Origin of the sequence: Photorhabdus sp. RM322S, assembly GCF_042879395.1 — a bacterium.
In the GTDB taxonomy this organism is placed as follows: Bacteria; Pseudomonadota; Gammaproteobacteria; order Enterobacterales; family Enterobacteriaceae; genus Photorhabdus; species Photorhabdus khanii.
The window spans coordinates 178,035-190,407 of sequence record NZ_JBHFKW010000006.1 but is presented as its reverse complement, the minus strand read 5'-3'; the positions used below and the strand labels follow the sequence as shown (position 1 = coordinate 190,407).

General features: G+C 43.1%; 12 protein-coding genes and 2 rRNA genes. 6 read left to right on the top strand and 8 right to left on the bottom strand.

The annotated features are described in order from the left end of the window. Window positions 1-113 (top strand): 23S ribosomal RNA (locus ACGF63_RS06245); the annotation flags it as partial. A 117-nt stretch (window positions 114-230) separates the two neighbouring features. Beyond that, window positions 231-346 (top strand): 5S ribosomal RNA (rrf, locus tag ACGF63_RS06240). 687 nt (window positions 347-1,033) lie between these two features. Here rrf and ACGF63_RS06235 read toward each other — a convergent pair. From ACGF63_RS06235 to acs, 4 genes are all read right to left on the bottom strand, one after another. Continuing rightward, on the bottom strand, window positions 1,034-2,665 hold the full coding sequence (locus ACGF63_RS06235) for a sulfatase-like hydrolase/transferase (RefSeq protein WP_387629545.1): 1,632 nt from the start codon (window positions 2,663-2,665) through the stop codon (window positions 1,034-1,036). Window positions 2,666-2,772: 107 nt separating this feature from the next. After that, complete coding sequence (gene actP / locus ACGF63_RS06230; protein ID WP_036846533.1) at window positions 2,773-4,422, bottom strand: cation/acetate symporter ActP; 1,650 nt, start codon at window positions 4,420-4,422, stop codon at window positions 2,773-2,775. Beyond that, entirely contained in the window at window positions 4,419-4,730 is a 312-nt protein-coding gene (locus tag ACGF63_RS06225) for a DUF485 domain-containing protein (RefSeq protein WP_036846532.1), read from the bottom strand. The genes actP and ACGF63_RS06225 overlap by 4 nt, the downstream gene beginning before the upstream one ends. Window positions 4,731-4,795: 65 nt before the next feature. Further along, window positions 4,796-6,751, bottom strand: coding sequence for an acetate--CoA ligase (gene acs, locus ACGF63_RS06220; RefSeq protein WP_036846526.1), 1,956 nt, complete (start codon window positions 6,749-6,751; stop codon window positions 4,796-4,798). A gap of 374 nt (window positions 6,752-7,125) precedes the next feature. On the opposite strand from acs, the gene sodA reads away from it, so the two are divergent. The 4 genes from sodA (at window position 7,126) to ACGF63_RS06200 (ending at window position 9,794) form a co-directional block, all read left to right on the top strand. Continuing rightward, complete coding sequence (gene sodA, locus ACGF63_RS06215; RefSeq protein WP_036846524.1) at window positions 7,126-7,752, top strand: superoxide dismutase [Mn]; 627 nt, start codon at window positions 7,126-7,128, stop codon at window positions 7,750-7,752. Between the two features lie 119 nt (window positions 7,753-7,871). Continuing rightward, window positions 7,872-8,543 carry a 6-hydroxyaminopurine reductase gene (yiiM, locus tag ACGF63_RS06210; protein ID WP_036846522.1) on the top strand — a complete coding sequence of 224 codons (672 nt, stop codon included), beginning with the start codon at window positions 7,872-7,874 and terminating at the stop codon, window positions 8,541-8,543. 467 nt (window positions 8,544-9,010) lie between these two features. Then, a complete protein-coding gene (locus tag ACGF63_RS06205) occupies window positions 9,011-9,601 on the top strand; it encodes an RNA polymerase factor sigma-70 (RefSeq protein WP_036846521.1) in 591 nt (196 codons plus the stop codon). After that, window positions 9,594-9,794 (top strand): hypothetical protein, encoded by a 201-nt coding sequence (locus ACGF63_RS06200; RefSeq protein ID WP_036846519.1) that lies wholly within the window; start codon window positions 9,594-9,596, stop codon window positions 9,792-9,794. Before ACGF63_RS06205 ends, ACGF63_RS06200 begins: the two co-directional genes overlap by 8 nt. A 10-nt stretch (window positions 9,795-9,804) precedes the next feature. Here ACGF63_RS06200 and ACGF63_RS06195 read toward each other — a convergent pair whose 3' ends face one another. From ACGF63_RS06195 to ACGF63_RS06180, 4 genes are read right to left on the bottom strand one after another with little or no spacing between them, the layout of a single operon-like run. Beyond that, window positions 9,805-10,284: a DoxX family protein gene (locus ACGF63_RS06195; protein WP_387629540.1), complete on the bottom strand. Its 480-nt coding sequence runs from the start codon at window positions 10,282-10,284 to the stop codon at window positions 9,805-9,807. A gap of 1 nt (window position 10,285) precedes the next feature. Then, window positions 10,286-11,035 carry a DUF2063 domain-containing protein gene (locus tag ACGF63_RS06190; RefSeq protein ID WP_387629538.1) on the bottom strand — a complete coding sequence of 250 codons (750 nt, stop codon included), beginning with the start codon at window positions 11,033-11,035 and terminating at the stop codon, window positions 10,286-10,288. Then, a complete protein-coding gene (locus tag ACGF63_RS06185; RefSeq protein ID WP_387629535.1) occupies window positions 11,004-11,927 on the bottom strand; it encodes a DUF692 domain-containing protein in 924 nt (307 codons plus the stop codon). Before ACGF63_RS06185 ends, ACGF63_RS06190 begins: the two co-directional genes overlap by 32 nt. Before the next feature lie 36 nt (window positions 11,928-11,963). Next, window positions 11,964-12,257 carry a DUF2282 domain-containing protein gene (locus ACGF63_RS06180; RefSeq protein ID WP_036846512.1) on the bottom strand — a complete coding sequence of 98 codons (294 nt, stop codon included), beginning with the start codon at window positions 12,255-12,257 and terminating at the stop codon, window positions 11,964-11,966. Window positions 12,258-12,373 lie beyond the last annotated feature (116 nt).

Below are 12,373 nucleotides of genomic sequence, written 5' to 3'. Positions count from 1 at the left end.
TTGACTTTAGGTCACGGAAGGAACGTTTAAGACGAAGACGTGGATAGGCTGGGTGTGTAAGTGCAGCGATGCATTGAGCTGACCAGTACTAATGAACCGAGCGGCTTAACCTTACAACACCGAAGGGGTTTTGGTGTGAGAGAGATGAGAGAGATTCAGCTTGTTTGACAGATTGGTTCGGATGGTTGTGTGTTGAGCAGGCACATGACGGTCGGAATGAAGTGAATTTGCCTGGCGGCGATAGCGCGGTGGTCCCACCTGACCCCATGCCGAACTCAGCAGTGAAACGCCGTAGCGCCGATGGTAGTGTGGGGTCTCCCCATGTGAGAGTAGGGAACTGCCAGGCTTTAAATGAAGTAGAAACCCTCAGCGTCAGCTGGGGGTTTTTGCGTTTCAGGGCGTTTTTCTGATTACACAGTGAAATCAGAGCTTAGAAATTCTTTTCTAATAATTAATTTCAATGGGGTTTCCTAAATAAAAAGCATATATTAGCCTGATGTTTTCTGAGTACTACAGTCGTATTTTCTTTTCTCATAGCAGGTACTCTCATAGGAAAACTTTTAAGTCATGCGGTTTCTCTGCGTTGTGAACATCAGAAAAAATATGGACTTGGGGTTTCTGCGACTGTGGTATTAGAAAGAGAATTAAAGTGCCTTGAGGTACGATCAGAGTTTTTGTGGAAGACTCCGTTCGTGGAGATTATCAGCTAGATTCGTTTAGAATGCAGTTGATAGCTAGTGAGTAATCGCCTTTTAGCTCAAATTATATGGGGAATATTATTCTATTTTTACTCTTGTATTAGGAGTATTAAAAATTTATTCATGGAATATAATTCGCGCGACTTTGCTAAGATTTCCTTGGAAAAATAATATCATGTAAGCGGTTTTGATTGTAGGATTACTATATACAAATACCCTACGGGCTTGAAACCGATAACTAAAATAACAATCTGCCTTTCTCTTATATTTATGAATTACGCATTTTAGTTGATATTCATAGTAACAGACTAAAATATCTAAATCTTGAATTTAAATCACTTATCAAAATCGTTCATATCTTTCTCATCAGGAAGTTCACTATATTTCATCAGGTTTTTATTACCATCTATCACTATTAATTCTTTCTGTGGTTTAAAGCAGTTACTCAATGGGGAACGGCAGTGTTTTTGAGATTTATGATGAATACCCAACCAGTCACTAATAAGATAATAATTATCTGAAGTTGAAAAAGGCGTGTTTACTACACCAGTGTGGCGATATTGTGCATTAACATTATCGTTATACCAGATAAATAAGGGGATATTATAAGTATCTTTTCGTGGGTTACTGACACCGTGATGATAATGGATGTCACCATTCTTATCTAAGCGTTGTAACCCGTGATCTGAGAAATAGAGGATAGAGGCTTTTTCTTCTTTGATTTTATTGATGATTTTTTTCATTAGCTGGTCTGTATAAGCTATTGAACTGTCATAGCAGTTATCATCTTCATTCGATGAAAAGGAAATTAGTTTATTTTTTGGGAAGCGGTTACAGGATGGCTCATGACTTCCATAGATATGCATGATAATAAGTTTCTTACCTTTTTGTTCTAGGGCATCATCTAAATAAGGTAACAACTCTTCATCATATCCAATATATTTATTCCATTTCTGATTATCAGCCATATTAGCGATAATGGTAATTAAGCTGTTACTTTTGCCAGATCTGCCTTGATTACTTATCCAGGTTGTCTTAAATCCTGCATCTTTAGCTAAGGATACAATATTGTCAGCATAATGAGTCTTATCTTTGAGCTGATATAAGGTGACATTAGACAGTGAAATAGGTACAGATAATATAGTAACTGGTGCTGGAGAAATAGCTTGATTGAATATCAGCATATTTTTTTGCATTATGTTTAATGTTGGTGTTGTGATTTTATTATAACCGTATAGAGACATATGATCTCTTCTTGCTGATTCTCCTATTAGTAGTACATAAGTATCAATATCTTTATCTTTTTTTATATAATTAAAATTTACTTTAACAGACGTAATTCTCCTGATTTGTTGATTTTCATATATTGCTCTTACCATTGCTGATGAGTTATAGAATGGTGTTCCCATTAAAAAATGCTCTGACAAAATTATCTTATCTGAACGTTTTTTTTCTGAAATATAATAATCAACTGGTACTAATAGGCAGGAAAATAATAAAGCCAATATATTGGATTTTAGAAATCGATAATCTGTATTTTTTGATAACCACCTTATGGATAAAAAATAAATTAACATCATGAAAATAAAGAATAATACATAGTATTTGTTGTAAGACAACATACCTACAGCTTCACTGCTATTTGTATTGATAAAAGTATTGGCAATAGTTGAAGAGAAGCTTATCTGGTGTTTACTAGAGAAGAAAAATGATGTAGATATATTAAGTGACCATAATAAAGAGATAAGTAAAACTAAAGGCTTGAAATATTTAAAACGATAGAGAAATGCGTTAGTACTTGCTAGTAAAAAACTCAGTAATACTATCTTTAACTTATACTCATTAGCCACATTACCAATGAAAATTATTGGCAGTAAAGCCAGAATTAAGATAATAAGAATGGGTAATTTATTTCGCATATAGGCTAATAATGTTAAGTAGCGAATTGAAATAATAAAGTTAATCATTAACCTAAGAGTAAAACAAGAGCTTAACTTGCGAAATAGCTCTGAGTTTAGATGGCTTCCTAATAAAAATACCTCTCCCGAAGGAGAGGTTGAGTATAAAATCGTAACTAATGTGATTTTCCTTGTGCGATACCAAGCCCTGTTTGTGATCGAATAAATTGAGTTCTGAATTGTTCTCTTTCCCGCATACCTTGTAGTGAATTATCGGTAAGAGAAAATAGCCATGAACCGGAAAAAGCGACAATCATTGAGAATAATGCTGGATATTCATAAGGATAGATTGATTTTTCATGGCCGAGAATGCTGACCCAAATTGTTGGACCTAGGATCATCAAAACGACAGCTGTAATTAACCCCAGCCAACCTCCGATTAATGCGCCACGGGTAGTGAGTTTGCGCCAGTACATAGACAAAAGAATGATTGGGAAGTTACAGCTTGCAGCAATAGAGAATGCCAATCCAACCATAAAGGCTATGTTCTGATTCTCAAATAAAATACCTAATCCGATTGCGACAAACCCAAGTATCACAACAGTTATTTTTGATACTTTCAATTCATCGCGCTCGTTGGCTTTGCCGCGCTTAATGACGTTTGCGTACAGGTCGTGTGATACTGCTGATGCTCCAGCCAGTGTCAGTCCTGCTACAACTGCCAGAATGGTGGCAAAAGCTACAGCGGAGATAAAACCGAGGAACAAATTCCCTCCAACTGCACTTGCAAGGTGAACGGCTGCCATGTTAGTACCACCGATTAGCGCACCTGTAGCATCTTTAAATGACGGGTTTGGGCTGACCAGGAAAATAGCGCCAAAACCGATGATGAACGTAAGAATGTAAAAATAGCCGATGAAGCCAGTAGCATAGAAAACGCTTTTTCGTGCTTCTTTCGCATCACTTACAGTAAAGAAACGCATAATGATATGAGGTAAACCAGCGGTACCGAACATCAATGCGAGACCAAGAGAAAGTGCGGAAATCGGATCAGATACCAACCCTCCTGGGCTCATGATGGCTTCACCTCTTGAATGAACAGCAACAGCTTCTTTAAACAGCATGTTGAAATTGAAGTTTACCGCTTTCATGACCATAAGAGCCATAAAGGTAGCGCCAGCCAGCAATAGAATGGCTTTGATAATTTGTACCCAGGTCGTTGCCAGCATGCCGCCAAACAGAACATAAAGTACCATCAGAATACCAACTAATACGACCGCAATATGGTAATTCAAGCCAAAGAGCAATTCGATAAGCTTACCTGCTCCAACCATCTGTGCAATAAGATAGAGGGCAACAACAACCAGTGAGCCAATTGCAGATAAAGTACGGATTGGGCGTTGTTGTAACCGGTAAGAAGCAACATCTGCAAAAGTGTAGCGCCCAAGATTTCTTAATCGTTCGGCAATCAGAAATAGGATAATGGGCCAGCCAATGAGAAAGCCGATAGAATAAATCAGCCCGTCGTAACCAGATGTATAGACCAGAGCGGAAATGCCAAGGAATGATGCTGCGGACATAAAGTCCCCCGCAATCGCCATGCCATTTTGGAAGCCAGTAATACGTCCACCCGCAGTGTAGTAGTCAGTACGGGAGCGCGTTCTTTTTGAGGCCCAGTAAGTGATATAGAGTGTGAAACCAACAAACAGGACAAACATAATAATGGCCTGAATGTTGACGGGTTGCTTTTCTACGGAACCAGAGATTGTGTCGGCCCATATGAGATCAGGAAATAGCAGTATTATTGTTAGCAAAAATTTCTTCATTTTTTTACCTCGTCAAGAATTTGTGAGGTAAGACGATCGAATTCGCCATTAGCTCTGATTACATACAGGCCAGTTAAGATAAATGAGACAACGATTAAGCCAATGCCAACGGGTATCCCACGGGTAATATATGAACCAGCATAAAGAGGGGTACCCAGCCATTCGGGTGCAAATGCAATGAGGAAAATAAAGCTGACATACAAAACTAATGTGATTATTGATAGCAGCCATGCAAAACGGCTTCGTTTTTCAATTAATTCTTTGAAACGAGGGTTATTCTCGATCCCTTGGTAAATGGCGTCGTTCATCAGAATGTCCTCTTACTATTTTTATTATATTCATTGATTAAGCCGCCTTACGGCGGCATGGTATGTCACGAAATATTCATTGTTTGTTTTTCTTCCAATAGTTTTTCTACTACCCCTGGATCTGCCAGTGTTGAGGTATCTCCCAGATTACTGGTATCACCGGAAGCAATTTTACGCAGGATGCGGCGCATAATTTTTCCTGAGCGGGTTTTTGGTAAAGAATCTGTCCAGTGCAGGATATCTGGTGTAGCGATCGGGCCGATCTCTTTACGCACCCAATTACGGACTTCGGTATATAATTCTGGGGAAGGTTCCTCGCCGTGATTCAACGTGACATAGGCATAAATTGCCTGCCCTTTGATATTATGTGGAACACCGACGACAGCGGCTTCAGCAATTTTGGGGTGGGAAACCAGAGCGGATTCAATTTCAGCCGTGCCCAGACGATGACCGGAGATATTCAATACATCATCAACACGGCCAGTTATCCAATAATAGCCGTCTTCATCGCGGCGTGCGCCATCACCACTAAAGTACATTCCCTTAAAGGTAGAGAAGTAGGTTTGTTCGAAACGGTCATGATCGCCGAACAGTGAGCGTGCTTGTCCCGGCCAGGAATCAGTAATAACCAGGTTTCCTTCACAAACACCTTCTAATAGCTCACCAAGGTTATCAACCAGCGCTGGCTGAACACCGAAGAACGGTAGAGTTGCGGAACCGGCTTTCAGTTCAGTTGCTCCTGGCAGTGGCGTTATCATGAAGCCACCGGTTTCTGTTTGCCACCAGGTATCGACAATCGGGCATTTGCTGTTACCAATTTTCTGGTAATACCATTCCCATGCTTCCGGGTTAATAGGCTCACCGACTGATCCCAAAATACGCAGAGAAGTCCGTTTCGTTCCTTCAATAGCTTTGTCCCCTTCAGCCATCAGGGCACGAATTGCTGTTGGTGCCGTGTACAGGATATTTACCTTATGTTTATCAACAACCTGACTTAGACGGTTAACCGCAGGATAGTTTGGTACGCCTTCGAACATCAGAGTGATAGCACCGCAGGAAAGCGGCCCGTAGAGCAGATAACTATGTCCAGTCACCCAGCCCACATCTGCTGTACACCAATAGATTTCGCCTGGATGATAATCGAATACATATTTGAATGATAAGGATGCATATACAAGGTAGCCACCGGTGGTGTGCAGCACGCCTTTAGGTTTACCGGTAGATCCGGAAGTATAGAGAATAAACAAGGGATCTTCTGCGTTCATCTCTTCAACTGGGCAGTCAGCACTTACGCCTACTGTCAACTCATGCCACCATAGGTCGCGACCTGAGTGCCAATTACCAATATTTCCGGTACGCTTAAAAACAATAACATTAGATACACTGACAACTGCTGAATTACTTAATGCGTCATCAACATTCTTTTTCAGGGGAATTGTACGTCCGGCTCTCAAACCCTCATCGGCAGTGATAACCAATTTAGTGTTCGAATCAATGATACGACCGGATACGGCATCAGGAGAAAAACCTGCGAAAATAACAGAATGGATAGCACCAATGCGGGCACATGCTAACATGGCAACTGCCGCTTCCGGCACCATCGGCATGTAAATAGCAACAACATCGCCTTTTTTAATACCCATATTTTTCAATGCATTAGCAAACTGGCATACATCATGATGAAGTTCACGATAGGTTACGGTTTTGGACTCTGTTGGATCGTCGCCTTCCCAGATAATAGCGGTTTGATCGCCACGCTCTTTTAAATGGCGATCGAGACAGTTTGCGCTTAGATTCAGTGTTCCATCTTCAAACCAACGGATATTGACATGTCCAGGATCAAAAGAGGTATTCTTTACCTTGGTGTAAGGCTTAATCCAGTCAACAATTTTACCTTTCTCACCCCAAAATCTTTCGGGATCTTGCAGTGATAATTGATAGTCTTGTTGATATTGTTGTTTATTCATCAGGGCATGTTCTGCAATGACAGCAGGAATAGAGTGCTTCATTATTTGAGTCATATTAATATTCTCCTTGCGAATGTTAATAGTATGTCAAAACAAGGTTAACTAAAGTGTAAGGAGAATTTTTGTTTTTTTTTTGCGCGGAAGATCACGCAATAAAAAGAATATTTTTCACGTAATTGCCATTTAGTGTAATGGGTATAATTAGGTTTAATTGCTAACCAAAAATAGTAATTTAAAATCCTAATCCAATAATAATCTTAAATATAGATAAATTGACTGATAAGTCACTGAAACACAGTTGTATGATAAAACCATAGTGAGAATATGGCATTGATAATCATTTCCAATAATATTTAATTAACTATAATGATCATGTTGTTCACAAGGTGTGGACTTTGAACCATTCTTATATGACTGGAGTACATGATATGAGCTATTTACTACCTTCTCTTCCTTACTCTTATGACGCTCTGGAACCTCATTTTGATAAGCAGACGATGGAAATCCACCATACCAAGCATCATCAGACTTACATTAATAATGCCAATGGCGCTCTGGAAGCCTTCCCAGAGCTGGCAAAACTGGATGTTGATGATCTGATTCAGCAATTAGATAAGATACCTGCTGATAAACGTACTTTTGTACGTAACAATGCTGGTGGGCATGCTAACCATAGCCTATTCTGGAAGGGTTTGAAATTAGGGACAGCTTTGCAAGGCCCATTAAAAGAAGCTATTGAACGTGATTTCGGTAGTGTGGATTCTTTTAAAGAGAAATTTGAGCAGGCGGCAGCGACTCGTTTTGGTTCCGGCTGGGCGTGGCTAGTACTGAAAGATGATGGCAAACTGGCGGTTGTATCTACTGCTAACCAGGACAGCCCATTAATGGGTGAAGCTATTTCCGGTGCTTCTGGCTATCCAATTGTTGGTCTGGATGTTTGGGAACATGCCTATTACTTGCAGTATCAAAACCGTCGTCCTGACTACATTAAAGCGTTCTGGAACGTTGTTAACTGGGATGAAGCTGCAAAACGTTATCAGGAAAAAGTGAAATAATTTTCTAACTCGTTTTCTCTTTTCTGCTATGCCGGCTGATATTACTGCCGGCATTTTTATTGATTGGGTATTGGTTTATGATGATATCGTCAGACTGATTTCAATAAGGAAAGTGAATTATGTATTATCCGCAGGTATATACAGGCAAAATTGAAATATCAGAAAAACTGTCTGCCAGTGCAATTAACAAACGGATGGTTGATGGCAGCCTGCGTCTGACTTCTCTTGGATTGGAAGGTGATGAACAGGCTGAAACCCGCGTCCATGGTGGCCCCGATCGTGCGCTTTGCCATTATCCTCGCGAACACTACGATTTCTGGAAACATCAATTTCCTGATCAGGAAGATTTCTTTATTGCTCCAGCGTTTGGCGAAAATATTTCCACAACTGGCCTGACTGAAGAGAATGTTTGTATTGGTGATATTTTCCGTTGGGGAGAGGCCATGCTTCAGGTAACTCAGCCTCGCTCGCCTTGTTACAAACTCAATTCTCATTCCGGTATCAGTAATTTTTCTGCCATTATGCAGGGGAGTGGTCGTTGTGGCTGGCTTTACCGAATTATTTTAGCGGGAAATGTTAGCCCGGATGAGCCTTTTGTTCTTATTTCCCGTAATAGTGATGTTTTGGTTAAAGAAGCGATAGCGATTGTTTTTAATATGCCATTTGATGAAGAACAGTATCGGAGATTGATGAGTACAGCTGGGTTATCCGCCAGTTGGAGTCTGACGATGCAAAAGCGGGTTATGTTTGGAAAGATTGAGGATTTTAACCGTAGATTGTTCGGGAAGTAATAAAATGTGCACGTGGTGAACGTGCACATTTCAGATTGCTGACTTTTAGCATCGTGACTATCTATCACTGTCAGGTTTTCGTCAATGATAAAACGAAAAAGTTTTTACTGGCAGTTTGTATGGACATTAAACGTCTTTTTATCGCATTTTGTTACTATCAGATGGATTTTAATGCTGTTTTAACCTTGCGGTTTAGCACTTTTTATTTATTACCGTGATATAGGTTCTTGCTGTTGGTAAACGCGAGGACGAAAAAGCCTATGATACTGCGCGTAAACGGATTCAATGAGGTTGAGTGATAAGTAAGCTGCGCTGGGAAAAAGACACTTCCCTTGCTGTACAAAAAACAGATTTAATTTAGAATTACCTCCGTTCCCCAAACAGTCCCTAAATCAGGTGAGTGAATTTCAGCGATTCCGACAATAATACCCGTTATCCAGAACAATCCTGTTGAGATAGAAACCAAGATGTCCGATATCAGTAATTTGCTGCGGGATCCGCAGTTTTTTTCCATGCTGCATAAACAGATGTTGCAGTTTGCCAGCTTGCAGCTGAATGATTTTCATCAGGCGGAAGATGTTGTCCAAGAGGCGCTGGAAGGGGCGATGAAGAATGCCGCTTCTTTTGCCGGACGAGCCGCCTGGAAAAGCTGGGTGTTTACGATCCTGCGCAACAAAATCTCGGACGCCTTGCGTATGCGTTATCGGCACAGCAGCGTGCAATTGACTGATGATATTGATGAGCAAAATTTCGAAGCGCTGTTTGATGAATCTGGTCATTGGCCGCGAAACGAGCATCTTCAGCGCTGGCATTTACCGGATGAGGCGGCCGAGCAGGAGCAATTCTGGACGGTTTTCGAGCTTTGTCTGACACAGTTGCCAACGCAAAACGCGCGGGCATTTATGATGCGCGAATTTATTGGTCTTGAGACTCAGGAGATCTGTCAGGAGATGGCGCTCTCTGTCAGCAACCTGAATGTGATGCTCTGGCGTGCGCGTATGCGTTTACGCGAATGTTTGTCACAACGCTGGTTTTCCCAGGAGGATAAATATGCTTAGTTGTTACCAAGCTACGCGCCTGATGTCTCAGGCGCTGGATGAAAAAATCGTGCTTTCTCAACATGTTCAGCTGATGCTGCATTTGCGAATATGCGACGGGTGCCGAAACTTCAGACAACAGCTTGCCGACCTGCGCACTATCACTTCCGCATTCGCTCGTGGCGAAAACGAGAATCAAAATAAAGTAACGTAGGGAAGGGGAATCAGGTACGATGGCGGTAAATCAGGCGATCAAGCGAAAACCTCCCACCGCCATACGTCACCAGATACAACTGAGCCGTCAGCCAAGTAGCGTGGACAGGCCAGGCATCCGGATAAACAAATATCTGAATCACCAGCGTCATCACCATTAATGCTAGAGCAGAGAAGCGTGTCGCTAATCCGACAATCAGCAGCAGCGGAAACAAATGTTCTGCGGTTGCGGCCATGACGGCAGCAACATCGGGTGGCAGCAGAGGAAGCTTGTACTCGCTGGTAAAGAGCGACACGGAGCTGTCGGTAACGCGCGGGATCCCTAGTTGCCAGGGTGTGCGTGCCTCCAGAATATCTATGTTTAATCCCACCACTTTGCTTTGGCCCGACAACCAGAATGTTGCGGCAAGGCTAATGCGCGCCAGAAGGGGGATAACACTTTCCTGTGCAATGTGTTGCCCTTTTAACACTAATATTTTGAGTAATGCCATTTTAGCGCTCCGTGTTGCTATATAGAGAAAGGATCAGCCCGTAGTGCTGCATGCGTTGTAAAATCTGCTGAGGCTCAAAAATTGCATCTTCCCTGGCGGCGATATCTAGGGCTTCGGTAAGACACCGACCGGACTGGATCATGGCAACAAATTGCATTTCCGCACGGTTGAGCAACATTATTCGCACGTCATCGTCAACACGGCACAGCAGCATATGTTCCGGCTGGAATGGGTCCAGCGCCATCTCGTTTTCACTTTGTTGGTGTGAGGCCCACAGGCTGAAGACAGCATAATCTGAACTGAAGAGCCGTACCGAAGGATGGATCTCCATCAGCAACTGTGCGGGATCGTCACCGGGGGCCGCTTCTGCCGTTTGTACGGCAGGGTCCGCCGCGTGCAGCGATTCAATAAACAACATTTCTAGCCGGGTGAGATCGCTCAGCCAGGGCCAGTCTGCTAATGGCTGAAACGTTGCAATCCAGTCCGGCAATTGCGCGCCATAGCCCGCCAAAACAGGAGAAGAAGGCGGTTGTTGACGTATAAACTCTGCCGCCATCGCACGGAAAAAGCACTCTCCGAGCTGGGCGAGAAGGACGGGGCAGTTTTCGGCCAGTGCGTCAATCAGCGATGCTATGACATTATTACGATAAATCGCAAAACGTACCGCCGGATCGCTACCGTTCCAGGCTGTCAGCCCCTTTGGTACCGTGAGGTCGGGGTCAAGAAGTGCTTGATACAGTTGTTGTTGCATTTTTCGCGTTCTCCGTAATGTAACGCTGGGCATGGCTGGCTTCGTTCAGCAACACGTCTAATGGTGGAATATTGCTGTCCCATTCGATCAGGGTGGCGATCGGCCCCGTTTCACGCAGGGTCTTGTTATAGAGATCCCAGACAGGCTCGGTCACATGACTGTCGTGTGAATCAATCAGCAGCAGGTCGTTTGCCCCATCGCGGCTTTCCGTATAGCCCGCCAGATGAATTTCACCGACACAGTGAAGTGGCAGCTCGAATAGCATCTGCCACGGGCAGCGATTATGGTTGACGCCACTGATATAGAGATTGTTCACGTCCAGCAGTAATCCGCATCCGGTGCGGCGTATCACCTCGGAGATAAAGTCAGTTTCGCTCATGGTTGAGGCACTGAACTCGATGTAGGTGGACGGGTTTTCCAGCAGAATGGGGCGACGCAGCGCATTCTGTACCTGATCGATGTGTTCGCAGACCAGTGTCAGCGTGACGTCGGTATAAGGCAGCGGCAGCAGATCATTGAGAAATAGATCGTTGTGTGTCGACCAGGCAAGGTGTTCAGAAAAAACGGCTGGCTGGTAGCGTTCAACCAGCGCAGCAACACGTTGTAAGTGGGGTTGATTCAGAGGATTTTCTCCTCCGATGGACAGGCCCACACCATGAATAGAGAGCGGATAATCCTGGCGAATGGCGGTCAGTGCCTGATGAAACGGACCTCCCGCAACCAGATAATTTTCCGCGTGAATTTCAAAAAAACCGATGTCGGGTTTATCGCGCAGGATAGCGCGAAAATGCTCCGGCTTTAACCCGATCCCTGCTCTGGTCGGAAGCCTATTTAGCATTAGGCGGTCAGGAGCGTCACGAGAGACGCTGTGTGGGGGTAAAGAAATTGTCATCGTATGAGCTCCTGCCTGATGTGCCTGGTGCCGGAATTACACTTCTTTAAATGCGTTTAGTTGACCAAAACCGGTCGGGGAGGTCGGGGACTTCATTTTTACGCAGGAACCCGCCGGTACCATTTTCCAGGCATTGCCCTGATAATCGATTTTTGAGGTACCAGCACAGGTGGTGCCTGCACCTGCTTTACAGTCGTTTTTCCCTTTCAGAGAAACGCCATAACATTTCTCCATTTTGCTGCCGGAATCCGCCATTGCTGAAGTGCTTCCCGCAATAAATACGCTGCCTAAGGCTAGGGCCAGTAATGCTTTTGTCGTTTGCTTAGTCATAGAACGTTCCTTTTATATTTGTGTAGAAGGTGAATTACTGCTTTGCTGAAACAAGCATTTGCTTCACTCAATTAGTCGCACTGCGCATCAATTTCTTACAGTGAATATGAGAAAAA

Bases quoted from the DNA above. Each gene is read 5' to 3' on its own strand.
- ACGF63_RS06180 (WP_036846512.1), bottom strand. From the start codon at position 12,257: ATGACTAAGCAAACGACAAAAGCATTACTGGCCCTAGCCTTAGGCAGC.
- ACGF63_RS06225 (WP_036846532.1), bottom strand. From the start codon at position 4,730: ATGAACGACGCCATTTACCAAGGGATCGAGAATAACCCTCGTTTCAAA.
- ACGF63_RS06235 (WP_387629545.1), bottom strand. From the start codon at position 2,665: ATGATTAACTTTATTATTTCAATTCGCTACTTAACATTATTAGCCTAT.
- acs (WP_036846526.1), bottom strand. From the start codon at position 6,751: ATGACTCAAATAATGAAGCACTCTATTCCTGCTGTCATTGCAGAACAT.
- ACGF63_RS06205 (WP_036846521.1), top strand. From the start codon at position 9,011: ATGTCCGATATCAGTAATTTGCTGCGGGATCCGCAGTTTTTTTCCATG.
- sodA (WP_036846524.1), top strand. From the start codon at position 7,126: ATGAGCTATTTACTACCTTCTCTTCCTTACTCTTATGACGCTCTGGAA.
- yiiM (WP_036846522.1), top strand. From the start codon at position 7,872: ATGTATTATCCGCAGGTATATACAGGCAAAATTGAAATATCAGAAAAA.
- ACGF63_RS06185 (WP_387629535.1), bottom strand. From the start codon at position 11,927: ATGACAATTTCTTTACCCCCACACAGCGTCTCTCGTGACGCTCCTGAC.
- ACGF63_RS06195 (WP_387629540.1), bottom strand. From the start codon at position 10,284: ATGGCATTACTCAAAATATTAGTGTTAAAAGGGCAACACATTGCACAG.
- actP (WP_036846533.1), bottom strand. From the start codon at position 4,422: ATGAAGAAATTTTTGCTAACAATAATACTGCTATTTCCTGATCTCATA.
- ACGF63_RS06200 (WP_036846519.1), top strand. From the start codon at position 9,594: ATGCTTAGTTGTTACCAAGCTACGCGCCTGATGTCTCAGGCGCTGGAT.
- ACGF63_RS06190 (WP_387629538.1), bottom strand. From the start codon at position 11,035: ATGCAACAACAACTGTATCAAGCACTTCTTGACCCCGACCTCACGGTA.